Annotated in this window: 21 protein-coding genes and 2 tRNA genes; 14 read left to right on the plus strand and 9 right to left on the minus strand. The window is 42.2% G+C overall.

Features of this window, described 5'->3' with window-relative positions:
• The 5 genes from uvrC to ACJAT7_RS10170 all read right to left on the minus strand — a co-directional run.
• The coding region (uvrC, locus tag ACJAT7_RS10150) for an excinuclease ABC subunit UvrC (RefSeq protein ID WP_415226688.1) at positions 1 to 905 on the minus strand (905 nt) is incomplete at its 3' end.
• A gap of 66 nt (positions 906 to 971) precedes the next feature.
• On the minus strand, positions 972 to 1616 hold the full coding sequence (uvrY, locus tag ACJAT7_RS10155) for a UvrY/SirA/GacA family response regulator transcription factor (protein WP_415226689.1): 645 nt from the start codon (positions 1614 to 1616) through the stop codon (positions 972 to 974).
• Between the two features lie 666 nt (positions 1617 to 2282).
• Positions 2283 to 2373: transfer RNA gene (locus tag ACJAT7_RS10160), tRNA-Ser, on the minus strand.
• 777 nt (positions 2374 to 3150) lie between these two features.
• A tRNA-Ser gene (locus ACJAT7_RS10165) sits at positions 3151 to 3241 on the minus strand.
• 151 nt (positions 3242 to 3392) lie between these two features.
• Complete coding sequence (locus tag ACJAT7_RS10170; RefSeq protein WP_415226690.1) at positions 3393 to 4004, minus strand: hypothetical protein; 612 nt, start codon at positions 4002 to 4004, stop codon at positions 3393 to 3395.
• Positions 4005 to 4286: 282 nt separating this feature from the next.
• On the opposite strand from ACJAT7_RS10170, the gene leuS reads away from it, so the two are divergent.
• From leuS to ggt, 5 genes are all read left to right on the plus strand, one after another.
• The gene (gene leuS / locus ACJAT7_RS10175; RefSeq protein ID WP_415226691.1) at positions 4287 to 6866 is read left to right on the plus strand and encodes a leucine--tRNA ligase; all 2580 of its coding nucleotides are present in this window, start codon (positions 4287 to 4289) and stop codon (positions 6864 to 6866) included.
• Positions 6867 to 6949: 83 nt separating this feature from the next.
• A complete protein-coding gene (gene lptE / locus ACJAT7_RS10180) occupies positions 6950 to 7498 on the plus strand; it encodes an LPS assembly lipoprotein LptE (protein ID WP_415226692.1) in 549 nt (182 codons plus the stop codon).
• 6 nt (positions 7499 to 7504) lie between these two features.
• The gene (gene holA, locus ACJAT7_RS10185) at positions 7505 to 8494 is read left to right on the plus strand and encodes a DNA polymerase III subunit delta (RefSeq protein ID WP_415226693.1); all 990 of its coding nucleotides are present in this window, start codon (positions 7505 to 7507) and stop codon (positions 8492 to 8494) included.
• Positions 8495 to 8515: 21 nt separating this feature from the next.
• A complete protein-coding gene (gene nadD / locus ACJAT7_RS10190) occupies positions 8516 to 9166 on the plus strand; it encodes a nicotinate-nucleotide adenylyltransferase (protein WP_415226694.1) in 651 nt (216 codons plus the stop codon).
• A gap of 16 nt (positions 9167 to 9182) precedes the next feature.
• Positions 9183 to 10925, plus strand: a complete 1743-nt coding sequence (gene ggt, locus ACJAT7_RS10195) for a gamma-glutamyltransferase (protein WP_415226695.1) — start codon at positions 9183 to 9185, stop codon at positions 10923 to 10925.
• Between the two features lie 14 nt (positions 10926 to 10939).
• On the opposite strand, the gene ACJAT7_RS10200 is transcribed toward ggt, so the two are convergent.
• The 3 genes from ACJAT7_RS10200 to ACJAT7_RS10210 form a co-directional block, all read right to left on the minus strand.
• Positions 10940 to 11926 (minus strand): lipid A deacylase LpxR family protein, encoded by a 987-nt coding sequence (locus ACJAT7_RS10200; RefSeq protein WP_415226696.1) that lies wholly within the window; start codon positions 11924 to 11926, stop codon positions 10940 to 10942.
• A 471-nt stretch (positions 11927 to 12397) separates the two neighbouring features.
• Positions 12398 to 13387, minus strand: coding sequence for a lipid A deacylase LpxR family protein (locus tag ACJAT7_RS10205; RefSeq protein ID WP_415226697.1), 990 nt, complete (start codon positions 13385 to 13387; stop codon positions 12398 to 12400).
• Between the two features lie 122 nt (positions 13388 to 13509).
• Positions 13510 to 14190 carry a hypothetical protein gene (locus ACJAT7_RS10210; RefSeq protein ID WP_415226698.1) on the minus strand — a complete coding sequence of 227 codons (681 nt, stop codon included), beginning with the start codon at positions 14188 to 14190 and terminating at the stop codon, positions 13510 to 13512.
• Between the two features lie 428 nt (positions 14191 to 14618).
• Here ACJAT7_RS10210 and ACJAT7_RS10215 point away from each other — a divergent pair, with 428 nt between their 5' ends.
• From ACJAT7_RS10215 to ACJAT7_RS10250, 8 genes are all read left to right on the plus strand, one after another.
• The gene (locus ACJAT7_RS10215; RefSeq protein ID WP_415226699.1) at positions 14619 to 16385 is read left to right on the plus strand and encodes an NAD(P)H-dependent oxidoreductase subunit E; all 1767 of its coding nucleotides are present in this window, start codon (positions 14619 to 14621) and stop codon (positions 16383 to 16385) included.
• Between the two features lie 13 nt (positions 16386 to 16398).
• The gene (locus ACJAT7_RS10220; protein ID WP_415226700.1) at positions 16399 to 17697 is read left to right on the plus strand and encodes a 2Fe-2S iron-sulfur cluster-binding protein; all 1299 of its coding nucleotides are present in this window, start codon (positions 16399 to 16401) and stop codon (positions 17695 to 17697) included.
• Between the two features lie 11 nt (positions 17698 to 17708).
• Positions 17709 to 19208: a Ni/Fe hydrogenase subunit alpha gene (locus ACJAT7_RS10225; RefSeq protein WP_415226701.1), complete on the plus strand. Its 1500-nt coding sequence runs from the start codon at positions 17709 to 17711 to the stop codon at positions 19206 to 19208.
• 8 nt (positions 19209 to 19216) lie between these two features.
• The gene (locus tag ACJAT7_RS10230; RefSeq protein WP_415226702.1) at positions 19217 to 19741 is read left to right on the plus strand and encodes a hydrogenase maturation protease; all 525 of its coding nucleotides are present in this window, start codon (positions 19217 to 19219) and stop codon (positions 19739 to 19741) included.
• On the plus strand, positions 19734 to 20078 hold the full coding sequence (gene hypA / locus ACJAT7_RS10235; RefSeq protein ID WP_415226703.1) for a hydrogenase maturation nickel metallochaperone HypA: 345 nt from the start codon (positions 19734 to 19736) through the stop codon (positions 20076 to 20078). The genes ACJAT7_RS10230 and hypA overlap by 8 nt, the downstream gene beginning before the upstream one ends.
• Before the next feature lie 203 nt (positions 20079 to 20281).
• Positions 20282 to 20767 carry a Zn(2+)-responsive transcriptional regulator gene (gene zntR / locus ACJAT7_RS10240; RefSeq protein ID WP_415226704.1) on the plus strand — a complete coding sequence of 162 codons (486 nt, stop codon included), beginning with the start codon at positions 20282 to 20284 and terminating at the stop codon, positions 20765 to 20767.
• Between the two features lie 2 nt (positions 20768 to 20769).
• Positions 20770 to 21933, plus strand: a complete 1164-nt coding sequence (locus tag ACJAT7_RS10245; protein ID WP_415226705.1) for an SO_0444 family Cu/Zn efflux transporter — start codon at positions 20770 to 20772, stop codon at positions 21931 to 21933.
• Positions 21934 to 22020: 87 nt separating this feature from the next.
• Complete coding sequence (locus tag ACJAT7_RS10250; RefSeq protein WP_415226706.1) at positions 22021 to 22644, plus strand: thiol:disulfide interchange protein DsbA/DsbL; 624 nt, start codon at positions 22021 to 22023, stop codon at positions 22642 to 22644.
• A 74-nt stretch (positions 22645 to 22718) separates the two neighbouring features.
• On the opposite strand, the gene ACJAT7_RS10255 is transcribed toward ACJAT7_RS10250, so the two are convergent.
• Positions 22719 to 23561: a tetratricopeptide repeat protein gene (locus ACJAT7_RS10255; RefSeq protein WP_415226707.1), complete on the minus strand. Its 843-nt coding sequence runs from the start codon at positions 23559 to 23561 to the stop codon at positions 22719 to 22721.
• A 230-nt stretch (positions 23562 to 23791) separates the two neighbouring features.
• Here ACJAT7_RS10255 and dauA point away from each other — a divergent pair, with 230 nt between their 5' ends.
• A complete protein-coding gene (gene dauA, locus ACJAT7_RS10260; protein WP_415226708.1) occupies positions 23792 to 25513 on the plus strand; it encodes a C4-dicarboxylic acid transporter DauA in 1722 nt (573 codons plus the stop codon).
• Positions 25514 to 25596: the final 83 nt, after the last annotated feature.

Consider the following 25596-nt stretch of genomic DNA (forward strand, 5'->3'; position numbering starts at 1 on the left):
AACTGACTTAAAAAAGCGCTTAACACTTCATCTTTACTGGAATTTTTAGGCACCTTCGGAAAATAATTACGACTGCCTAAAATTCTGTTTTGTCTAACAAAAAGCAGATGGATACTGGCGATGCCATGCTCATAAACAAATCCAATTGCATCAAGCTGTTCAATTTCACCACTTACCCATTGCTGCTCCTGTACTTTTTTTAGGGATTGAATTTGATCGCGACGCAAAGCCGCTTTTTCAAATTCAAGCAACTGACTTGCACTCTCCATTTCATCAACCAACTGGCTGATCACACTTTGGCTTTTACCTTGTAAAAATTCAGTGGCGAGTTCAACCTGATGTTTATATTCCTCTTCAGCCATCGCATTTACACAGGGTCCCAGGCAGCGTTTAAGCTGATACTGCAGGCAGGGCCGTGAGCGATTACTGTAATAACTGTCTTCACACTGCCTGATTGGAAAAAGCTTCTGCATAAGATGCAAACTTTCACGCACAGCGCCACCACTTGGATAAGGACCAAAATAGGTACCTTTTCGTTTTCTGTTTTGCGCGCGCACCAATGTTAATTGCGGATGTTTATGATTGCTTAAGAAAAGATAGGGATAGGATTTGTCATCGCGTAATAACACATTGTATTTAGGCTTGTATTGTTTAATGAAGTTGTGCTCTAAAATCAACGCTTCGGTTTCACTAAAGGTGATCGTGACTTCAATATTTGCAATATGACTTACCAGAGCCAATGTTTTAGGGTGCTTTTGGGTAAGATTGAAATAACTGCTAAGACGTTTTTTTAAATTTTTTGCCTTGCCTACATAGATCACCGTATGCTGATCATTAAACATACGGTAAACGCCAGGTTCACTGCTGACGGTTTTTAAAAACTCTGTTGCTGAAAATAAATTCATATAAGAAAGACACCCGCAGACGCCTCATTGTGCTTATGTAAAATATTACCAGGGTTGTGCAAAATATTACAAAGTGTCGGCATCAAGCATGCCATAACGAATGGCTAAATGCGTCAATTCAACATCGCCTTTCACACCCAATTTTTCAAATAAGCGATAACGATAACTATTGATCGTTTTCGGGCTCAGGCTAAGTTGTTCAGAGATATCAACAACACGCTGCCCTTTTGTTATCATCATCATAATTTGTAACTCCCTTTCGGAAAGTACACTAAAGGGATCTTCAGTTGTGGGGGATATCTGTGAAAGCGCCATTTTTTGAGCTATTTCCGGCGCTAAATAACGTTGCCCTGAATTAACCGAACGAATCGCACTCAGCACTTCATCAGGCGCAGCGCCTTTACTTAAGTAACCAGACGCACCAGCCTGCATCACTTTGGATGGGAAAGGGTTCTCAGTATGCATAGTTAACATAATGATTTTTATACCTTCATTGATGCGTAAAATCCGGTGCATTGCATCTAAACCGCCGATACCGGGCATATTAATATCCATCAGTACCACATCTGGAGTATTACTACGGCACCATTTTACCGCCTCTTCACCACTTTGCGCCTCTCCAATAACTTTCATGCCTCGAACATCATCAATGATACGGCGAATCCCTGTACGAACTAATTCATGGTCATCGACCAACAGGATATTTATCACAAAAATTTCTCCGTAAATGTCTAAGTACACAGCTTACACATCAAATTAAAACGATCACAGTTTATAATGGGCTGATATTATCTAAAAAGTAACGTTTTACATAATCAAAAAACATCACTCTATGCGTTAGTTAACAATTATGTAAATGAGTCCATATTAAAACTCAATGCGCAATTAGGATCAACAGTGGTAATAATAGTGTTGAAAACAGAAGTGTACAAATATCTATATAGAAGAAGGGATAACTTACTTATTTATAACAAAAAAAGGCCTAGTTAAGAGCTGGAGAGATTTGAATCTCGCGCTAAACTCCTATTATTAATCTTTATAACGAAAAAAACCACTACGAGAGTGGGTTTTAAAATGTGGCCGAGTTAAAAGCTGGAGAGATTTGAATCTCGCGCTAAACTCTCGTTATTAAGCTTTATAACGAAAAAAACCACTACGAGAGTGGGTTTTAAAATGTGGCCGAGTTAAGAGCTGGAGAGATTTGAATCTCGCGCTAAACTCCTATTATTAATCTTTATAACGAAAAAAACCACTACGAGAGTGGGTTTTAAAATGTGGCCGAGTTAAGAGCTGGAGAGATTTGAATCTCGCGCTAAACTCCTATTATTAATCTTTATAACGAAAAAAGGCTTCTCATATGAGAAGCCTTTTAAAATGTGGCGGAGGAGGAGAGATTTGAACTCTCGGAGAGCTATAAACCCTCGCTGGTTTTCAAGACCAGTGCATTCAGCCGCTCTGCCACCCCTCCGGAACGAAGTGATAATAGCGAACATTGGTTCAATTTGTAAAGGGCAAATCCATAAAAAAAACTGTTTGACGATAAATCCCGCAACTTGCACAAATAAACACCAAGAAATAAGACTGATTGAGTAAGTGACTTGTACAGTAACCGCCATTAATAAAAAATAGGTTAGGCGAGAACCACAGATAGTATGCACAGTGTATTTAATCGAATAGATCTAAAAGAAATGCCAGAGTGGGATTAAGCTTTATAACGAAAAAACCCACTACGAGAGTGGGTTTTAAAATGTGGCCGAGTTAAGGCTGGAGAGATTTGAATCTTACGCTAAACTTTCGTCATTAAGCTTTATAACGAAAAAACCCACTACGAGAGTGGGTTTTTAAATGTGGCCGAGTTAAGGGCTGGAGAGATTTGAATCTTACGCTAAACTCCTATTCTTAATCTTTATAACGAAAAAAACCACTACGAGAGTGGGTTTTTAAATGTGGCCGAGTTAAGGGCTGGAGAGATTTGAATCTCGCGCTAAACTCCTATTATTAATATTTATAACGAAAAAAGGCTTCTCATATGAGAAGCCTTTTAAAATGTGGCTTAGTTAAGGCTGGAGAGATTTGAATCTTACGCTAAACTTTCGTCATTAAGCTTTATAACGAAAAAACCCACTACGAGAGTGGGTTTTTAAATGTGGCCGAGTTAAAGCTGGAGAGATTTGAATCTCGCGCTAAACTCCTATTATTAATCTTTATAACGAAAAAAACCACTACGAGAGTGGTTTTTTAAATGTGGCGGAGGAGGAGAGATTTGAACTCTCGGAGAGCTATAAACCCTCGCTGGTTTTCAAGACCAGTGCATTCAGCCGCTCTGCCACCCCTCCGGAACAGGTGGATAATAGCGATTATTGATTTGATTTGTAAAGAATATTTTAATAAAAATAAACTGCTTGCCGATAAAAACAACAATGCGTTTAAATAACCATCAAAAAAAAGAGGGCAAGATAAATCTTACAGGGATTACTGCGCTTAGGCTTACTCATATTGTTGTGTATGGCATTCAAACAAATATTCATGTAATGCGGCTAACACGCCTTCATCAGTTGTTGATAATGAATATGCTACTACTTCCTCATCTACCCGACTGATTTGCAAACCTGAAATAGCTAACCTTTTGCGATTGGGAAGCAGTAGAAAAACATTATCAAGCACAGCAGGAAAATCTGCTTGTGTAAAATCCCCCATTAAAAAAGAGATACCGGAAGCTGAAACGTCTTTAATTTGAAATTGAGACTCTTCCCCCGCTTCATTAATTAAATGAATATTTTTATTATTAGGGATAAGACGCCATGAACGCAGCTTACTGCCAATTTCAAAAATTTCAGCAGCTTTTAACGTCATCTTCAAATTTGCAAAATCACCCGTTTCTATTTGCACAGGAAAGACAATATGATGATTGCCATAATTAGCCACAAGCTGCAAATCATGATCACAAGCTAATTGAAAAAGTAGCGATTCTCCTTCGAAAGAGGAGCTGAGATTATACTCCAGTTTTTTAGAATCAGTCCCCTCATCATGCAAAAGCAGTTTTGACAAAAACTCCAGTTCATCTTTATCGAGCAGCAACGCTTTCATTTTGTTAGTCATTCAAACCTCCCAATAATTTGAACAAACAACACGACTCACATAATTGTACTGCTTGTTGATTTTCTATCAAATAATTATTCAACACAGATATCGCTGACTATATTTTGACGCCTCTCATAAAAGTTATGCATAAATCATACATTTTTAACAATTCATCCTGTTTATTACTGCAATGATAAGGAAAAACCGCCTTATTAGTCGTATTTATTGTTGCAGAGGCCTTGCTCCTGTATCCTAACGCCTTATTTATTATTTCATTTATTATTGCTAGGCAGACACAATATGCAAGAGTTATATAATCCTAAAGAGATTGAAAACAAATTCCAAACATACTGGGATGAAAACCAGTCATTTAAAGCCACAGAAGACCCATCTAAAGAAAAATATTACTGCCTGTCAATGTTCCCTTACCCAAGTGGCAAACTGCATATGGGTCACGTACGTAATTACACTATAGGCGATGTAGTTTCCCGTTATCAACGTATGCTGGGAAAAAATGTAATGCAGCCTATGGGCTGGGATGCATTTGGTCTTCCTGCTGAAAATGCTGCGATTAAAAACCACACAGCACCAGCAAGCTGGACTTACGATAATATTGCTTATATGAAAACCCAGCTTAAACAGTTAGGTTTTGGCTACGACTGGAGCCGCGAACTGGCCACTTGCCAACCTGAATATTACCGTTGGGAACAATGGTTTTTCACTAAACTTGTGGAAAAAGATCTGGTTTACAAAAAAATGGCAACCGTTAACTGGGATCCGGTTGACCAGACTGTTCTAGCCAATGAACAAGTTATTGATGGACGCGGTTGGCGCAGTGGCGCGCTTGTTGAGCAGAAAGAGATTCCACAGTGGTTTATTAAAATAACCGCCTATGCACAAGAGTTGTTAGACGATTTAGATAAGCTTGATGAATGGCCAGAGCAAGTACGCACTATGCAGCGCAACTGGATCGGCCGCTCGGAAGGTATCGAGATGGACTTTAAAGTAAGCGCTAGCGACGAGTCATTCTCTGTTTACACAACACGCCCAGACACTGTGATGGGGGTAACCTATGTAGCGGTTGCCGCACAGCACCCGTTAGCACTGGCCGCGGCCAAAAATAATCCGGCGCTGGCCGCATTTTGTGAAAAATGTAAAAACGTGAAATTAGCAGAAGCTGAAATTGCGACCATGGCAAAAGAAGGTGTCGATACAGGCCTTAAAGCAATTCACCCTATTAGCGGTTTAGAAGTGCCAATCTGGACAGCTAACTTTGTATTAATGGGTTACGGCTCTGGCGCGGTGATGTCTGTGCCTGCACATGATCAGCGTGATTATGAGTTTGCTAAAGAGTATGGCTTAGATATTAAAGCCGTTATTAAACCCGCTGATGTTGATGTTGATGTCTCTGTTGAAGCTTACACTGAAAAAGGAGTTTGTTTTGATTCGGGGGATTTTGATGGCTTAGATTTCAACGCGGCATTTTCTGCGGTGGAAGCAAAATTAGTCAGTGAAAATAAAGGCAAACGGCAGGTTAACTTCCGTCTACGTGACTGGGGTGTTTCACGCCAGCGTTACTGGGGTTCACCGATCCCTATGCTTAATCTGGAAGACGGTTCTGTTGTGCCAGTCCCAGAAGATCAACTGCCGGTCATTCTCCCTGAAGATGTGCAGATGAACGGTATTATCTCTCCTATTAAAGCGGATCCAGAGTGGGCAAAAACCACTTATAAGGGTCAGCCGGCAACACACGAAACCGATACTTTTGATACATTTATGGAGTCAAGTTGGTACTACGCGCGTTACTGCTCACCGCAAAGCGACGACAAAATGCTGGATCCGGAGAAAGCGAATTACTGGCTGCCGGTTGATCAGTATATAGGCGGTATTGAACATGCCATTCTGCATCTTTTATACTCACGTTTTTTCCATAAATTGTTACGTGATTTCGGTTTAGTTAACTGTGATGAACCGTATAAAAAGCTGCTTACTCAAGGTATGGTATTAGCTGACGCCTATTATTATGAAGATGCGAAAGGCGGCAAAGTCTGGGTTTCACCCGCTGATGTTGATACCGAAACGGATGAAAAAGGCAAAGTTATTGCCGCTAAAACGAAAGAGGGGCAAACAGTTATTTATGACGGCATGAGTAAAATGTCTAAGTCTAAAAATAACGGTATCGACCCACAACTGATGATCGATAAGTACGGCGCAGACAGTGTACGTCTGTTTATGATGTTTGCAGCACCTGCCGATCAGACGCTGGAATGGTCAGACTCTGCCCTTGAAGGATCACTGCGTTTCTTAAAACGTTTATGGAAAGTCGCATTTGACCACGTGGCATTAGGCACAGTTAGCGATTTAGATCTTCAATCACAAACGCAGCAGCAAAAAGCACTGCGTCGTGAACTGCATAAAACGATTGCTAAAGTGACCGATGATATCGGCCGCCGCCAAACGTTTAATACCGCCATTGCATCGGTTATGGAATTAATGAACAAATTAACCAAAGCTGCAACAGAAACAGAGCAGGATCGCGCTATTTTGCAAGAAGCGTTAGTGGCGGTGGTTAAACTTCTTTCACCTATTACGCCGCATATTTCAGGCGAACTGTTTGCAGCATTAGGTCAATCTGAGGAGATCTTAAATGCGCCTTGGCCGATTGTTGATGAAAGCGCCTTAGTTGAAGATTCAAAACTTATCATAGTGCAAGTTAACGGCAAGTTACGCAGTAAACTGACCGTACCTGCTGATGCGCAGCAAGATGCGGTGCAAGCACTGGCGATGGCGGAGGAAAATGTGAACCGATTTACCGAAGGTAAAACGATTCGTAAAATCATCTTTGTACCCGGTAAACTATTGAATATTGTTGCTAACTAAAGAGCAGTTAATCGGCAATATAGGCGAGTAGAAACCACCCTGCTCGCCTGCTGGTTCAAATCAGATAACTTACAAGGCGGCTTATGCACCTTCTCTTGAAAAAAGCTTTTTACCTCAAAATATGCTTTACGCTACTGTCTCTATTATTGATCAGTGGCTGCGGTTTCCACCTAAAGCACAATGACGGTCTTGCGGAAAAATACCCGCAGATTTTCCTGCAAAGTGGCGATCCTAACGGTGAACTAGCACGCTTAATAAAACTACGTTTACGTGGTTCAGGCATTAAACTTGCCACTTCACCTGCGTCAGATATTGCGACGCTTAAAATAGAAAGTGAACGACGTTCATCACGTACTATTTCTCTTTATGTTAATGCACAAAATGCAGAGCAAGAGCTAAGTTATAACTTGAGTTACAGCATCCAATCTCCAGGCTATCAAGCGCAATATTTTTCTGTCAATCTGTATCGGGACTTTCTTGAAAACCCTGCGCAAGCATTGGCTAAATCACGGGAAGCAGAACTGTTAACACAAGAACTACGCGTCATTGCTGCCGATCATATTATTACTACTATGCTCAGCTTGGAAAATAAAAAAAACGATCTGATCGATAAAATAGAGAGTGACGAGTAATAAATAATGCGAATTTATCCTGAGCAATTACTGCAGCATCTCAAACAACAGATGCCAAGCTGCTGTCTTATTTTTGGCGATGAGACACTGCTCTGCCTAGAAGCCGTTGAGCAAATTCAGCGGGTCGGCAAGTCTCAAGGTTATTTGGAAAAATTTAGTTTTAGCCTAGATGGAAAATTTGAAAGCGATCTGATTTTCAGCGAATTTAGTAGCCGCTCACTTTTCTGTGAAAAAAAAATAATCGAACTAACTTTCAGCAAAACCAGTAAAGAGAATACCGCTTTTATTCGTGAAATCACGCCGTTATTGAATGCCGATATCTTGCTTATATTGCAGGGGCCAAAACTCAATAACCAGCAAATGAGCAGTGTCTGGTTTAAAAACTTAGAGCAGCAAGGGATCTTTGTCAGCGCCAATGCCCCCCTCGCGCACCGTTTCCCGCAGTGGGTTTTCCAACGACTTAAAACATTAGAGTTACATGCAAGTAATGAGGTCGTTGATTACCTGTGCCTTCATTTTGAAGGAAATTTATTAGCGGCTAAGCAAGAGTTTGAAAAGCTTGCGCTATTATTTCCCAAGCAACATCTGACCCTGCAGCAAGTAGAGCAGAGCATTACCACTTACAACCATTTCAGTCTGTTTCAATGGATTGACAGTTTATTAGCGGGAGATCAGTCTCGTGCGACACGGATCTTACAGCAGCTTAAAGCAGAAGGTAGCGAGCTGCTCTTACTCAGTGCAACACTTGCCAATGAAATTCAAAAACTGCTTAAGCTTAGCTATCAAAATCAGCACACGCCGCTAGCACAACTGCTTAACCAGCAAAAACTATGGCCGGCTAAACAGAAACTTATAGGCGATGCTTTATCTCGTTTCAACAGCAGCCAACTTGAGAAACTGATTATTGAATGCGCGGCGATGGAAATAGCGATAAAAGTTGAAAACAGTGACAGTAATTGGTTAAAACTTGAGGCAATCAGCGCCTCTTTTTTCTGACTTCACAAGAGAAAAAAATAGATGCACAATAATAGCCAGCAGCAAGCTCTTGGATTTTTAGGGGGCACCTTTGATCCTATCCATTTTGGGCATCTACGCCCAGCGTTGGAAATCAGTGAGGCCTTATCACTGAGGAAACTTTTTATCCTGCCAAATCATATTGCCCCCCACAAATCAGCCAGCCATTGTAGCGCCAAACAACGCAGCGAAATGGTCAGACTGGCAATACAACAGCAAGCTAGAATCGACATTGACACAAGAGAATTAAATCGTGCAACCCCCAGCTATACCATAGAGACCTTAAAAGAATTAAAAGCACTTTATCCGACAACCCCAATCTGTTTTATTATGGGGATGGACTCTTTAATCAGTTTTGATACTTGGTATCAATGGCAGGAGATACTTAATTATTGCCATCTGATTATTAGTCAGCGTCCCAAATGGCATTGCCAGTTTAATAGTACAGTGCAGGAAGTTGTGGATCGCTGCAGCACAACCGACAAGCATGATTTACATAACTTACAATCGGGTAAAATCTATTTTCAAAGCACCACGCAATTTGATATCTCATCCACTGAAATTCGTCAGTTATTAAAAAACAATATCAGTATTGATTATTTAGTTCCCGAAGCAGTAAATGACTATATTAAAGAGCATCAGTTATATAGATAGCCAAAAGGAAAAAACAATGACTTTCACTAAAGCCCTATTATCCCTTTGTTGTGCTGGCTTTTTATTCGCATCAAATAGTTACGCAACAGCGCCGCCAAAACCTCAGCAGCAGGCAATCTATAGCCAAATGTCCATCCATCAACCAATTTGGGCAGAGCATGCAATGGTCGCAACTCAAGAAGCGCTGGCCACACAAATTGGTGTGGATATCCTAAAACAGGGAGGAAATGCGGTTGATGCTGCCGTTGCGGTCGGTTACGCCCTCGCCGTCACGCTGCCCAGAGCCGGAAATCTTGGTGGTGGTGGCTTTATGTTGGTTTATTTGGCCGAAGAACAACGCGCCATTGCCATTGATTATCGGGAAAAAGCCCCCGCTAAAGCCACCAAAAATATGTATTTAGATAAAAATGGTCATGTGCAAAAACAGCTATCTCGTGATCATGGCCTGGCTATCGGCACGCCGGGTACTGTAATGGGACTCGAGCTTGCCCGTGAAAAATACGGCACGTTAAGCCGCAAGAGACTGTTAGCTCCCGCGATTAAACTGGCTGCATCCGGTTTTATTGTCAGCGCGGAGTTCGCCAATTCATTAAATAAAGCAAAACCACGTTTAAGCCGCTGGCCAAGCAGCAAAGAAATATTCTTTAAAAAGGATGGCAGCAGTTATCAGGCCGGAGAGCGCTTTATACAAAAAGCGTTAGCGGCTAGTTTAACGCGTATTTCAGAACTGGGGACGGACGGTTTCTATCGCGGTTTTACCGCCTCACAAATAGAGAAATCGGTCCGACAGGCAGGTGGTTTTATTTCACAAACCGATCTGCAAAATTACCAGGCGATTCAACGCTTACCTATCACGGGTAGCTACCGCGGTTATAAGGTCATCTCTATGCCGCCCCCCTCCTCTGGAGGAATACATATAGTGCAGATGCTAAATATGCTAGAGAACTACCCCTTGGCTGAGTTGGGGCAAAATAGCGCCCAGAGTATTCATCTTATGGTTGAAAGCATGCGCCGCGCTTATGCAGACCGCAGTTTATATCTGGGAGATAGCGATTTTGTAAACGTGCCGGTCAAAGCCTTAACTGACAAAAAATATGCCCAAGATCTGATTAAAGAGATAGATCTCAACAAAGCTTCAGCAAGCAATAAGGTAAGCCCCGGCAAGTTAGCGCCTTATGAAAGCAATCAAACCACCCATTTCAGTATTATGGATAAATGGGGCAATGCAGTATCCAATACCTATACACTTAATTTCAGTTATGGCTCGGGACTCGTGGCGCAGGGTACCGGGATCTTACTTAATAACGAAATGGATGATTTTTCAGCGAAACCCGGCGAGCCAAATGGTTATGGATTAATTGGCGGTGAAGCAAACGCGGTTGCCGCGAATAAACGCCCGCTCAGTTCAATGAGCCCAACCATCTTACTTAAAAATAATCGCCCCTACTTAGTTACCGGTACGCCGGGTGGCTCGCGAATTATCTCGACGACACTGCAGATAATATTAAATGTTGTCGATTATAAAATGAATATTGCGCAGGCGAGCGCAGCGGTACGGATTCACCACCAGTGGCTACCCGATTATATTCGGGTAGAAAGAGGCTTGAGCGCCGATACTATTCGGCTGCTTGAAGCGAAAGGTCACAAGATAAAAGTACAGTCGGTTATGGGCAGTACGCAAACCATTATGAAAAACGAACAAGGTTTCTATGGCGCATCCGATCCACGCAGCCCGTCTGCATTAAGCAAAGGTTATTAATCAACCTCAACAGGTTAATCAAAATTATACGAGACAGTAATGGATCCGTAGCGGGAAGCCTCATTTTGCCCCTGATACTGAGCGCTCTGCTGAAAAAGTGTATATACAATGCTCCAATGATAAAGATTCACCATAAAACCTGTCGAGATGCTAAATTGCTGATGGATAAGAGAGACACTATGACTGTCTTGAAAGGTATTACCATTCATAAAAATATCATTGGCAACATAAAAAGCAGCGCTATTCACAAAAAAATACCAGCCATTCGGACTATGCTGGGGACGATTTAATTTCTGTATCGGAAATGCAGAGGCCGATAAAAAACTGTTCTGCAGCTCCTGTCCCCAACGCAGTCCCACCCCCGCTCCTATATCGGAGCGAAAATTACCTATTCCAGCATTGACACCTGATACCACGTCAAATTCCGTATTACCCAGCGTTTTGTCATAAATACGCCATAAACGATCCGCCTGCACTCGAAAAACAGCTTCATTACCTATTTGATTACCCCACCCTCGCGTATCTCGTGCATCTACTACATTATGAACAGCGGTTTGTGTAAACTCGGCGCTGGCAACAGGCCCCACCATCCCTAGAATTAAAGTTAACCGGTCAAGGGTTAAGTGATCATAGGCGGTTAATTGCCCCTCCCAAGCAAGCATACCGACATACGGCGAATCTTCTGCTATAAGCTCCTCAACTGAATCATCGATTGCCGTCTGTATCAGCTGAGCAACGGTGTAAGTAATGGCATAACGCTTATCCTGCTGTTTATTTAAATAGCTTTTCTGTGCAAGATAGGCTAACCAATCAGGCAATGCCTGCTCATCTAAGCGTTCGACATCGTCATATCCCCAAGTCGCAATCAGACCATTGGTATAAAGTCCGTCATCATTAAAAAAGAAATCATTTTCAAGCGTAACCCCAAAAAAATCTACATCATTTTCAGCATAACTAAGCGGAGTAAATATGATTATTAACACAATGATTAATTTGTTCATATGATCCCTTTATTATCGACTTTCACTATTAAGCTATATATAACGCGAGTATCAACTCACTTCTTTAGATTATAGACTGAGTAGTTGATCACAGACGGAATATTCAGCCAAGAATTCCCTCAGTCACCGCTTAACCCGAGACTTAACGATGCAATTTAACCTTATTCACTGATCCTTATTATCACTTAAAAGTGTGAATTTTAGCTTAGTCGGTGCGATTGTCTTAAGTCACTTACTTTAGCGAATGATCCCTTGAATAATATTGTTGATTACAGAAGCGAACGCAGCGGCGTATTCATTACCAGTGGTTAGTAGAAAGAGGCTTGAGCGCCGATACTCTCAGACAGCTTGAAGCGAGAGGTCAGAAGATAAAAGTACAGTCGGTTATGGCAGCACGCAAACCATTATGAAAAATGAATAAGGTTTTATGCGCATCCGATCCATGCAGTCCCGCTACATTACCCAAGGGTATTAATCAAAATTATACGAGACAGTAATGGATCCGTAGCGGGAAGCCTCATTTTGCCCCTGATACTGAGCGCTCTGCTGAAAAAGTGTATATACAATTTTCCAATGATAAAGATTGACCATAACCCCTGCCGAGATGCCAAATTGCTGATGGATAAGAGAGACACTATGACTGTCTTGAAAGGTATTGCCATCCATAAAAATATCATTGGCAACATAAAAAGCGGAGCTATTCACAAAAAGATACCAGCCATGCACACTATTATTAGCACTATTCATTTTTTTGCTGGGGAATGCCGAAGCGGATGAAAAATTATCAGCTAACGCTCTCCCCCAACGCAAACCAATGCCAGCCCCGATATCAGAGCGTAAATTACCGACGCCACCATTAAGGCCAGTTAACAGATCATACTCGCCAATACCCAGCGGATGGTTATAAATACGCCATAACCGCTGTGCCTGCAAACGAAAGGCAAACTCATTATCAATTTGGTTATCCCAACCTTGCGGCGCCTTTGAACCAATTAATTGATGCACTGTACTTTGTACAAGTTCACCACCAGCAAGCGGGCCAACCATGCCCAAGGTTAAGCTTAACTGATCGCTCACAAAATCATCATAAGCGCCTAACTGTCCATTCCAAGCTAATAATCCAACATAAGGGGCATCTTCTTCGACAAGCTCTTCAGCGGAGAGCTCTATCGCTGTCTGTAATAGATGAGCAAAACGATAAGTAACGGAATAGGTTTTATCCGGATCTTTAGTTAAATAGCTTTTCTGCGCGAGGTATGCAAGCCATGAGGGTAATGTGTCCTCCTCTAAACTGCTCAGCTCATTGTAGCCCCAAGAAACGGTCAAGCCATTGCTATAGAGACCATCGTCTCTAAAAAAGGCATCATTTTCAAAAGTGAAACCGATAAAATCTATCTGTTCGTCATTCGCGTGACTAAGCGGGGTAAACAGTAGCATCACAAAAATAATTAATGTTTTCATAACTGCCCCTTTTTAATATCTATTGCCAGTAACTTTCAATTAAAAACTTAGGCAGATTCAACTTTGCAGTGGTTAACCTAAAACCCTGACTAAATAGCCACTGCATCAGGTAGCAGTAAGTCCTAATTAAACAAAGCGTATAAAACCAGATGCTCAACAAATAACTTTGATGCTTCCTCTGTACCCATAATATTTAAACCATACTGCACTAACGAATTATGAGAGCTTAATTTTTTACTGTTTTTAACAACAACTAGACTCATTTGCGCTTCCGGCTCATTTGCCAGCTTAACTTTTAAGATAAATTGTTTATCAATAACGGTTCCTTGCATCGGTTCTCCAATAAAGGCGCCACCATTACTAGATATATCGGTTAATACACCTTTACAGCAGATTTTTTTTGTTTGCGAATCGAGTAACAATGCATCTATATTTGTTGGTAGGCGGGAATGTTGACGTAATGCAACCCGCTGTATCGTTTTAGGATAATCGAGTAACAGCCAATGCCCCGCGATACTCATTATTTTTTGCACCTGAGTCTGGAAAGCAATAATATGCGCGTCGGGTTGTTCACCATTCACTAAACGCACAATCATCTTCTGTCCTTCACGAATAGACTCTTTAGCTGCTAACCACTCCTGATCACTGCCGTTCGCCACAATTACCGACATATAGGGATCCACACCAATTAAACGGGTTTTTAAGCGAATTGCCTGTATTGGTGTAATTACTTGCAAATAGACCTCTGTTGCACAGGGGATTTTATTTAAATACGCATATTCATCTAATAACGGATTTGTCACTTAATGATCCTCTTCGATTGATAGTCATGCGCACGAAAGTACACGGATGTTTTTTGATTATAGTATCACTGCACCTCTAATGCTGGCTGAGATCAGAGCAACAAATAAAAACAAAAATGGCCATTAATATATTGAAATAATGTTAATAACTGCATTTACCCTTTTTGATGAGTTGCCTTTTTCAAGGCACTTATCGCACCTCCCAACTTCTAAATCGATTTGATATTGTCCGCTTTAAGCGCACCATTGCCGAGTGTTCTACTACTATCATAAGGAACAAAATGTTGGTCTATCTAAAATTCAATAACGGATTATAGTCTACATTTAAAGAAGTGATATCGGTTCATGGTCGGCGATTTGAGAGGCTGTCGCCTATTAATTTTTAACGGACAAAAGTCGTGCTTAAAGCAATATTAGGAGCATTACCAATGGACACAGCGCTTGCTACACTCATCCATAATCAAGTGAGAGGCTATCGAGGCAATCCCGCTTATCTATTACAAATACTGCGTAATATCCAATTATTATATGGCTATATATCAGAGCATGCGATAACCCTGCTATCTACTGAATTGGCAATATCAGCCCCTAAAATAAGGGCGCTGATCGAGTTTTATCACTTTCTGCATTATAACTCACGTGGACAGTACGACATCTACATCAGCGACAGTATTATCGATCATATGTCGGGTAAAAATGAGATCACCACTTATCTCTGTGAAAAACTCAATGTTAAATTAAATCAACCACGAGAAGACGGACGGGTAACAGTAGCCAACACCTCCTGCACAGGCATGAGTGATCATGGACCAGCGGCATTGGTTAACGGTTTAGCATTAACCGCTTTAACACGACAAAGAGTCGAACATATTGTTGCTAAAATTGAAGCAAATATTGCTCTTGAAGAATGGCCCAAGGCGTGGTTTGAGGTAGCTGACAATATCCAAAGTAAAGGCGTGTTATTAAATTCTCAAAGCAAGCCCGGGGCGGCAATTAAAAAAGCACTGGCAACGGATCCTCACGACAGCCTTGCCGAAATTGACAAGTCCGGGCTGCGCGGCTGTGGTGGTGCCGGTTTCAGAACCGCTGCAAAATGGAAATCCTGCATGTTAAGCGACGACAATGAGCGCTATGTGGTATGTAATGCCGATGAAGGCGAACCAGGTACCTTTAAAGACAGAGTCTTGCTGAACAGCTATGCCGATCAATTAATTGAGGGAATGACCCTTTGTGCCTATGTTATTGACGCCCATAAAGGCGTTATTTATTTACGTTATGAATATCAGCACCTCTATAAAAAGCTCCAGGAAACATTGCAGAAGCGTCGTGCGGCCAACTTATTAGGCGCGAATATTTTAAATAGTGAGCTGAGCTTTGATATTGAAATATTTATGGGTGCCGGTTCCTATGTCTGCGGTGAAGAATCGGCTTTGCTGGAATCCCTTGAGGGTAAACGGGCTATCCCGCGAATCCGCCCGCCTTTCCCGGTTACTCACGGTTACTTAGGTAAACCGACAGTGGTCAACAATGTAGAAACCTTTTGCTATGCCGCCCTTATTATAGAAAAAGGTGCGGATAACTTGTCGGATCAAGGGCTTGCCGGCTTTACCGGTTGCAAACTATTAAGCATCAGTGGCGATGTGGAAAAAGCAGGGATTTATGAGATCCCCTTGGGGCTGCCGGTGAAAAATGTGCTCAATTTATGCGGCGCAAAATCAGTACAGGCAGTGCAGGTTGGCGGTCCTGCCGGTATTTTGCTCACCCCCGCTGAATTTAACCGCGTTATCTCATTTGATGATCTTAATACAGGCGGCTCTTTTATGGTGTTTAACCAAAGCCGCGATATTCTGGAAAATGCGCTTAATTTCACCCATTTTTTTATGCATGAAAGCTGCGGGTTTTGTACCCCGTGCCGGGTGGGAACCAAACTTATCTGTGATTTGGCCGATAAAGTCGCCACCGGACAAGGTGCCAGTCTGGATCTGGACAGCATAAAAAAACTTAACCATGTGATGAATAAAATGAGCCATTGCGGGTTAGGCCGCAGAGCCGCAGAGCCCCTCTTAGAAACATTAGAAAAGTTTCCCGAGTATTTTGTCAAACGCATGACAGATAAAGAGTATCAACCTTCATTTAATGTAGAAAAATCGATTCAACGTGCGATTGATATAGTTACCCTAGAGAGCGAACCATAAGGTATTGATTGTTATGATCAAGCACAGACAGACATTCACCATAGATGATCGTGAAATCCCTTTTAAAGAGGGAGAAACGGTTATGCAGGCCGCAATTAAAGCCAATATCTATATTCCGCATTTATGTTTTAATCCGGAATTCACCCCCAACGGCAGTTGTAAACTCTGTACCTGCGAGATTAACGGTCGTAAAAAATCGTCATGCTGTACCCAAGCTGAGCAGGGAATGCAGGTCAAAAATGAGACGCATGAACTTTTGATGATGCGGCGCACCCTAGTGCAGATGCTGTTTGTCGAAGGTAATCATTACTGCCCTTTTTGTGAGCGCAGCGGTAACTGCCAATTACAGGCATTAGCCTATGATTTAGGGGTGACTGATCTGCATTTTCCGCAGTTTAATGCGCAAAGAAATGTCGATGCCAGCCACCCGCATCTGATGCTGGATCATAACCGCTGTATTTTTTGTGAATTGTGCATTCGAGCGAGTACAGAAGTCGATAAAAAAGATATCTTCAACATTGCCGGACGCAGTATTAATAAAAGACTGGCGGTCAACTCAAAAAGTGGATATTTAAAAGATACCGATATGAAAGTCACTGATAAATCAGCCCATATCTGCCCTGTGGGCTGTATTATCATAAAAGGGGAAGGATTTAAAACGCCTATCGGTGAGCGGATTTATGATAAGCACTCGATTCGTGATGTCGGTAATATCCGCCCAACAAGTAACATAAAAGAACAAAGCAAAGCGCAAGCCGCTGAGCCGCAGCCAAAGAAAAAACTTAAACTTGCGACCTGTTCTTTGGCCGGATGTTTCGGATGCCACATGTCATTTCTTGATATTGATGAGCGCATTATTGAACTGCTTGAACAAGTTGAGTTGAGCCGTTCCCCTTTGAACGATATAAAAAGCTGTGCGGAAGATTGTGATCTGGGCTTAATTGAAGGCGGCGTCTGTAATACAGAAAATATTGAAGTGCTCAGGCATTTTCGTAAAAATTGTAAAATCATTATTGCCGTGGGCTCCTGCGCGATTAACGGCGGCGTGCCGGCACTGCGCAATGGCATCGATGTCAAAGCCTGCTTGGATGAGGCTTACCTTAACGGTATTGGTCTGGTAAATCCGAAGATCCCTATCGATAAAGAGATCCCCTATCTACTTGAAAAAGTTTACCCTATTCATGAAGTGATCAAGGTCGATTATTTTCTTCCCGGTTGCCCGCCACCAGCCGATGCTTTTTGGAAAATACTCAGTGACTTGCTGAACGGCAAAGAGCCCGAATTACCCTATGACTTATTACATTTTGATTAATGGATGGTGCTATGGATAACAACATGGATAGCAATTTAGAAACAGCAGCAAGCCCCGATAATCTAAAACGATTTGTGATTGAACCGGTATCAAGAGTGGAGGGTCACGGCAAAGTGACCCTGCTCGTTGATGATAACAACCAGGTTAAGCAGTGCCGTTTACATATTGTTGAATTTCGAGGATTTGAACGTTTTATCCAAGGGCGCCCCTATTGGGAGATCCCTATATTGGTACAGCGACTTTGCGGTATCTGTCCGGTAAGCCACCATATCGCAGCAGGCAAGGCGATTGATATGATAGCGGGTGTAACAGAGCTGACTGAAACAGCTTATAAATTAAGACTGTTACTGCACTACGGGCAGACCTTGCAGTCCCATGCCCTGCATTTTTTCCATCTCAGTTCTCCCGATCTCCTGTTTGGGTTTGAGAGCGATATTGCCAGCCGAAATATTGTTGGCGTGATTGAAAAACATCCCGATCTCGCGCTGCAGGGGGTGAAGCTAAGGAAGTATGGGCAAGAGGTGATAAAAGTCATTTGCGGTAAACGAATTCATGGTACGGGTTGCATCCCGGGCGGAATGAATAAGCCGTTAAGTAGGGAGGACCGGCACTATCTTCTCGGGGATATTGAGCAAATTATTGCCAGCTCAGAAAGCGCCGTTAAAACAGCGAGAGACTGCTATTTAGCAAACGAGCCCTTTCACAAAAAATTTGCCCTTTTACGCTCTAACTATTTAAGCTTAGTAGGCAAAAATGGTGAGCTGGATCTTTACCATGGCAAATTAAGATTAAAGGATGCCAGCGGTAAGATCCTCTTTGATCAGCAGGATTACTGCGATTACCAAGACTTTATTCAGGAAGAGGTTAAGTCGTGGTCTTATATGAAATTCCCTTTTATTAAAGCACTGGGTGAAGAGAAAGGTTGGTATCGAACGGGTCCATTAGCACGCATTAATAATTGTGATTATATAGCGACGCCGCTGGCTGAAATCGCGCGTCAGGAATTTGTTGCTTATGGCGGAAAAGAGCCGGTACATGCCACATTAGCCTACCATTGGGCGCGCATGATAGAAGTGCTTTTCTCTGCCGAAAAGATAAAAGAGTTACTCAATGATGCGATGATCACGGGAAACGATCTGATCGTTCAGGGAAAACGCCAAAATGAAGGCATTGGTGTAATTGAAGCACCACGCGGCACGCTATTTCATCATTACCAGGTGGGTGAAGACGATCTTATCACCAAAGCCAATCTTATTGTCGCGACAACCCATAACAATACGGCATTAAATGAATCGATACGTGTCGTCGCCAGTGAGCAAATTAATGGTCGTGAAATCAGTGAGGCCGTTTTAAATAATATAGAGGTCGCTATTCGCGCTTACGATCCCTGTTTGTCCTGTGCAACTCATGCCATGGGTAAAATGCCGTTAAAAGTCGAAATGCGCTCCCTCGAAAGCGGTGAACTGATTAGCCAGTTAATTAAAAACTCAGATGGAACGCTATATAAATAGAGGTTGTGATGGAAAAAAACAATCACAAAGTATTAAACCTATTTACCTGGGGTAATCCAAGTCGCGGGGATGACGCGATCGGTCCCACATTGCACCAGATTATTAAACAGTTTATTGCGAGCTTTTCACTTACGCAGATTCAACTGATAGAAGATTTTCAACTGCAGCCTGAGCATGTCTGCGATATTAGCGGTGACGCTTGCGTTATTTTTATTGATGCCAGCTGTCAAGGTGATACAGCCTATCAAATAACGCCGGTGCACGCGGCAGAGAATATCGGCTATACTAGTCATGCATTAAGCCCAAGCGCATTAATGACGCTCTATCAAAAAACACAACATAAACCATCCCCACCCGCCTTTCTGGTTAGCGTTCGCGGTTACGATTTTGGTCTCGGCGCGCCTTTATCAAAACAGGCAAAAGAAAACATTAAACTGGTCACTCCATTTTTAAAAGCGCTGTTAACTTGCCAAGATCCCGTGCAGTTACTGCAACAAACGGTAGTGGTGGCAGAGGAGAAATCCGATGCATGAACTGTCCATTGCAGAAAACCTGATCGAAATGCTGGAGGAGAATGGATTAACACATCACTTTAAAAAGGTCACTAAAATCACCTTAGAAATCGGTGTGTTAGCCGGAATCGAAAGCTCATCTCTGTATTTCTGTTTTGATGCGGTGGCCAAAAACACCTTAGCAGAGGGGGCGCAGCTTGTGATCCAAAGTAAGCCTGCAATCGGCATTTGCCAACATTGTCAGCAACAGGTTAGCACCTTTGGATGGTATGAGCCTTGTGAGCATTGCGGTCAGCTGTGCGTTAAAATTTTGCAGGGTGAGGAGATGATTATTAAATCGTTAGAGGTGGAGAATTAACCCGCTATTTAAAATAGCTATCATAAAAAACCTAGCGTACTTGTAGATAGATAGCCAATCACTATGGTAAAAGCCCCTTATTTTATAAACTCATATAAAACACCTATTCCGAGAATCCCCCTTGACCTTGGATTCAACTTTAAGGTTATACTTGTAAACAGTCCGCAAATATTAATCGAGCTTAGCTATTAAAGGATAATAATATGTATCGCATAGGGGAACTCGCACTGCGCTATCAGGTGAAAACCGATACATTGAGGTTTTATGACAAGCAGGGTTTATTAACCCCCTCTTCCCGCACTGAGTCTGGCTATAGAATCTATAGCGAAAATGACGCTGAACACTTGTCTTTTATATTAAGAGCAAAAGCGATTGGGTTTTCTTTAACGGAAATAGCTGAGCTCCTTTCTATTGAGTTAGATAGAGCCAACTGGGCGTGCGCTGATGTGAAAGGGGTAGTGGATAATAAATTACAACATCTGAGAGCTCAAATCGATGAGCTTAATTATTTTAATAACGCGTTACAACGGTTATCTGATGCCTGCTGCGGCGGCCCAGAGAGTGCCGAAAATTGTTCTATTTTAGAGGGGCTGCAGTCTGACTCAGACTCAGACTCAATAATATGCGCTAATAGATCACAAAAAAAGAAGCAATCCCACTCTATAAAAAACGGTCAAAATAAAGGTTAACTATGCTATTCACAAATTTTATAAATCTATTTTTAGAGTCCGCGCCCTGGTTATTATTCGGGTTGCTATTAGCGGGCATGTTAAAGATATTTGTACCTATGGCATGGATGCAAAAACAGCTCGGCGGTCATGGCATTAAAACCACAATAAAGGCAGCACTACTGGGTGCCCCGTTACCTTTATGCTCATGTGGTGTTATTCCAGCGGCCATAGGCCTACGACGTGCGGGCGCCTCTAAAGCAGCAACCACCTCTTTTTTAGTTGCAACGCCTGAAACCGGAGTCGATTCGATCACTGTTTCATATGTCCTACTCGGTCCTTTTATGGCGATAGTCAGACCGATAGCCGCTATTATTAGTGCAATTGTTGCGGGGTTATTGGTTGGACGAGATGATGTTCAGAAAAATAAGATCTCTCATTCATCTGACAATTTACCTAAAACAACTTTACAAGCAGCAGATAAAAGCTGTTGTGCTGACAAAAAAGAGAACTCCTGCACTAGCCACTCAGCCGAGCAAGCGCCGCATAAACATAAAAAAGAGTCAGACTGCTGCGCAGCAACTGATGATATTGCCAGCGAATTTAAAGATAAAACCATTATCACTCGAATCGCTAAAGGACTGCATTTTGCTGCCACTGATTTAGTCGATGATATAACCGTTGCCTTACTGATAGGTCTGTTTTTTGCCGCATTAGTACAAACCTATCTGCCCGCATATTTTATGGCCGAATGGGGCGATGGTATCTTAGCCATGTTGGCTATCGTTATTATCTCTATACCTATGTATATCTGCGCTACCGCTTCCACACCTATCGCGGCAGGTTTGTTGCTTGCCGGCATCTCGCCGGGCGCAGTATTGGTTTTTATGTTAGCCGGCCCGGCAACTAATATTGCAACCATCAGTATGGTTGCTAAAGAGTTAGGTAAACGTGCACTGTGGAGCTATCTTGGTGGCGTGCTGAGTGTCGCATTGCTATCAGGCATACTCGTAAATTACTTAGTGGAAACTTTCGGTTTTATGGTCATGCCGATGATTGGTGAAGAGCAAGCGCTATTGCCTGCGGCCGTACTTTATAGCTCAGGTATCATTTTGGCTGTATTAATGGCCAAGGTGTTATTTAACAGATTAAGAATAAAATCGGATCATAAAAATTGTTGCTCTTGATAATGTTATGCTTTACTTCGATTATTATTTACTTCTAGGGGTCATTTAAGATGCCTTACCAGTTCAACAACTATATGAGATATTGAAATGAAATTGCTTATCAAACCACTATTTATTGTCTTTTTTTCGGCTCTGTTTTTACTTGCCTGCAGTGACCAGACAGTTCCCCAGGAAGGCCAGCAATACACGGCGATTGCCAAGCCGCTTGAAGATAAAACCTTAGCCCCTGTGAGCGAAGTTTTTTCATTAACCTGCGGTCATTGTCGTAATATGGAACACTTTTTAGGGCAGATAAGCGAGGAAGCAGGTACAGATATTGGTAAGATGCATATTACATTTAATGATTCGGCACAGGCCGCAGCCCTTATCTATTATGCAGCGGAGATGCAGCTAGGCACAACACCCGATAGTGCGTTTATGGATGAGCTGTTTGCCGCCGTGCAGATGCCATCAGACAGCAGCGAAACCGAAAAAACACAAGCCATTAAAAACGTTTTCAAGGCACGGGAGCTGATTAGTCCGGACCAATTGAGCCAACAGCAAAATGATGATTTGCGCCATAAAGTGGCTAATATTGAACGCTTATCAACGCAATCGGGGATCAACGCAGTACCGACCTTTATTGTTAACGGCCGTTACCAGGTCATTGTTGGCGGTCATAAGACCCCAAAACAGATAGCCAACACTATCCGTTACTTGCTAAAAAAATAAGCCCGCCGAGTTTCCCCCTGTTACTAGATTATCTGTACTGTCCAAAGATGAAATGGAGTGCAGATAATCTAGGTCTAGATATCATTCGCTAGCAAAGCTTCAAATTTATCATGGCCTCTTAAATTTTCAAAATCAGCTTCATCTGCGGCCACTTCGCGTAATGAAATTCGTCCAACAATCGCTCTATCTAAGTCATTGACAGCTTGATCTTCTACGCCTAAACAAGCATAAGCACAGGCACGTTGATATAACGCACTGATATTATTATTATCGACTTCTAATACACGATTACAGATGCTGAGCGCCCAGTGGAACTCTTTAATTTCCATTGCTGCATCGGCTTTTGAGGTGAGCGCTTCAAGATCGCCAGGGCGAATCTTTAATATTTCATCGTAAATTTCTATCTGCTCTTCTGGTGTTTGCCCTTTTTGCGCGCGCAGCCATAATGAATGAATCTCATTTATTGTTTCAATTTCAAGATGAACATCAGCAATACGGCGAGTTTTACGTCTTAAATCTTTTTCTAACACTTGAAATTTTTCTTCATATCTAGCGGAAATTATTTGGATCTGTTGAGCGGCCATTTTCTTTGTGTTTTCACGGATTTCGCGAAATGACTGCCAGCCTATAATAGCAATTAACGAAGCGACACCGGCAATGATGTAAAAAAAGTAGGTCACTGTATTGGATGCATAACCTAATGATGTATCCGCAAGCGCCAATTCGCGATTGGTTATATCGACAATTAAACGGCGTTCTAAATCTTGTTGATCAAAGCGTAATGACTTAAGTTCATCTAAAACGTAACGCTCAACTAAGGGCTGCTCATAGATACTTTTATCCACTTCATTTTCAGAGGCTATTGATCCGTTACAAAGAGATAACAGGATTAATAATAGGAGTGACTTTTTTAACATTTTTTGCTTAACCTTTCTTTTAAAAACACCCTCAGTATGGACTAAGCGCTGTTCAGGATACACTGTAAGACTTCGGTTAATAGCGCCTAATCTTTGCTGTCTACTGCCTCATTTATTAAATAAAAATCAGTATAGTTATATTCAACGCTCATTAACTTAGCATTGAATTCTAGTGCGATAATAGTAACATGTGCACAATCGGCTAGCCTAACTTAAATGAAGGTCATAAATTGTCTCATCGCGCCCACCTCTTCTCCTTACGTATCGCACATTCAATGCGCGAATCATTTATAAACAATAGTTATTCACTTTTAGATCTACGCAAAGATATTTTGTCTGGGATATCAGTGGGGATTATCGCAATTCCTCTGGCGATGGCTCTTGCCATTGCCTCAGGTGTACCACCGCAATATGGCCTTTATACCGCAGCAGTAGCGGGCATACTGATCCCTTTGCTCGGAGGCTCTCGTTTTAGTGTATCTGGCCCGACCGCGGCCTTTGTGGTGATCCTTCAACCAATAGTTCACCAATATGGGCTGGCGGGTTTACTGGTCACCACCGCCTTCTCGGGTATCCTGCTAATCGCTATGGCTTTTTTACGACTGGGCCGATATATCGAATATGTACCGCAAGCCGTCACCTTAGGTTTCACGGGCGGTATCGCCGTAGTTATTGCGGTGCTGCAAGTCGATGAGCTGCTTGGCATAGAACTTACAGAGTTTCCCAGCCATTTTTATCAAAAGGTGGGCGTATTACTGGAAGAGATTCCTGCATTCGATGTTACCTCACTATCAATAGGTCTGCTCACCCTAGCCGCGCTCATTATCTGGCCCTATTTTATCAAATCAATTCCACCCCATCTACCCGCGCTTATGTTAGGTGGCTTATGTGCCGTCATGCTTGGATCCATAGATTTGCACGTTGCAACCATTGGCTCAACCTATCAATTTTTATTTGCCGATGGCAGCATAGGCCATGGTATCCCCCCCTTTATGCCCAGTTTTGAGTTGCCCTGGTCACGCACATTACCTGATGATCCTGTTTTAGTCTGGAATCTCACACTCTTTTCGGATCTTCTTTATGCTTCTTTTGCAATCGCCGCACTTGGCGCGATCGAATCGTTACTCTGTGCCGTTGTACTTGATGATATGAGCAAAACTCGCCACAGCGCAAACAGCGAATTATTAGGTCAGGGGATTGGCAATATCATCGCCCCTTTTTTCGGCGGGATAACAGCGACCGCAGCCATTGCCCGCTCTGCTACAAATTGTAAAACCGGAGCCAAAAGCCCCTTAGCCAGTGTTTTTCACGGAATTTTTATCTTATTGGCGATTTTATTTGCCGCCCCCATTTTGTCTTATATTCCAATGCCCAGCATGGCGGCTTTATTACTTATAGTGGCATGGAAAATGGGGGAGTTTCACAAATCACTGAACCTTATAAAAACGGCCAGTAAAAGTGATATTGCCGTATTTTTTGCCTGTTTTTCACTGACTATATTATTTGATATGGTGGTGGCTATTATTGCCGGTATTATGCTCGCTTCCTTATTATTTGTGCGCCGTATGTCAGAACTGACCGAACTTAAAAATACCACCAAAAAACATGATTCAGGACTCCCCCTTGGTGAATCATTCAAAGTATTTGATATTAACGGTCCACTGTTTTTTGCCGCGGCAGATAGGATTTTTGGCGAATTAGCCTTGTTAACGGATCAATGCAGTGGAATTTTATTAAATCTAGAAAACGCATCTATGATCGATTCCGGTGGTATCTCTTCACTATTGAAATTGATAGAACAATATGAAAAATCCAATACTAAAATCTATTTAACTAATATGAATCGCCCAGTTGCTCGGGCACTGATCAAAGCTAAACTGCATAAAAGAGATGGCAACATAATTTTATTTTCCACCATACTAGAAGCGCAATACGCTTTTATACATCCTTAATCTTTACTTTTCAGATTTTAGGAGCAAAAGCAGCAGATGTTAGCCTAGGTGAACCTGCTGCTGAATTTGAAATTTGACAAGTC

Source organism: Psychromonas sp., from assembly GCF_047632995.1.
Taxonomy (GTDB): domain Bacteria; phylum Pseudomonadota; class Gammaproteobacteria; order Enterobacterales; family Psychromonadaceae; genus Psychromonas.

Bases quoted from the DNA above. Each gene is read 5' to 3' on its own strand.
- ACJAT7_RS10170 (WP_415226690.1), bottom strand. From the start codon at position 4,004: ATGACTAACAAAATGAAAGCGTTGCTGCTCGATAAAGATGAACTGGAG.
- leuS (WP_415226691.1), top strand. From the start codon at position 4,287: ATGCAAGAGTTATATAATCCTAAAGAGATTGAAAACAAATTCCAAACA.
- lptE (WP_415226692.1), top strand. From the start codon at position 6,950: ATGCACCTTCTCTTGAAAAAAGCTTTTTACCTCAAAATATGCTTTACG.
- holA (WP_415226693.1), top strand. From the start codon at position 7,505: ATGCGAATTTATCCTGAGCAATTACTGCAGCATCTCAAACAACAGATG.
- nadD (WP_415226694.1), top strand. From the start codon at position 8,516: ATGCACAATAATAGCCAGCAGCAAGCTCTTGGATTTTTAGGGGGCACC.
- ggt (WP_415226695.1), top strand. From the start codon at position 9,183: ATGACTTTCACTAAAGCCCTATTATCCCTTTGTTGTGCTGGCTTTTTA.
- ACJAT7_RS10200 (WP_415226696.1), bottom strand. From the start codon at position 11,926: ATGAACAAATTAATCATTGTGTTAATAATCATATTTACTCCGCTTAGT.
- ACJAT7_RS10205 (WP_415226697.1), bottom strand. From the start codon at position 13,387: ATGAAAACATTAATTATTTTTGTGATGCTACTGTTTACCCCGCTTAGT.
- ACJAT7_RS10215 (WP_415226699.1), top strand. From the start codon at position 14,619: ATGGACACAGCGCTTGCTACACTCATCCATAATCAAGTGAGAGGCTAT.
- ACJAT7_RS10220 (WP_415226700.1), top strand. From the start codon at position 16,399: ATGATCAAGCACAGACAGACATTCACCATAGATGATCGTGAAATCCCT.
- ACJAT7_RS10225 (WP_415226701.1), top strand. From the start codon at position 17,709: ATGGATAACAACATGGATAGCAATTTAGAAACAGCAGCAAGCCCCGAT.
- ACJAT7_RS10230 (WP_415226702.1), top strand. From the start codon at position 19,217: ATGGAAAAAAACAATCACAAAGTATTAAACCTATTTACCTGGGGTAAT.
- hypA (WP_415226703.1), top strand. From the start codon at position 19,734: ATGCATGAACTGTCCATTGCAGAAAACCTGATCGAAATGCTGGAGGAG.
- zntR (WP_415226704.1), top strand. From the start codon at position 20,282: ATGTATCGCATAGGGGAACTCGCACTGCGCTATCAGGTGAAAACCGAT.
- ACJAT7_RS10245 (WP_415226705.1), top strand. From the start codon at position 20,770: ATGCTATTCACAAATTTTATAAATCTATTTTTAGAGTCCGCGCCCTGG.
- ACJAT7_RS10250 (WP_415226706.1), top strand. From the start codon at position 22,021: ATGAAATTGCTTATCAAACCACTATTTATTGTCTTTTTTTCGGCTCTG.
- ACJAT7_RS10255 (WP_415226707.1), bottom strand. From the start codon at position 23,561: ATGTTAAAAAAGTCACTCCTATTATTAATCCTGTTATCTCTTTGTAAC.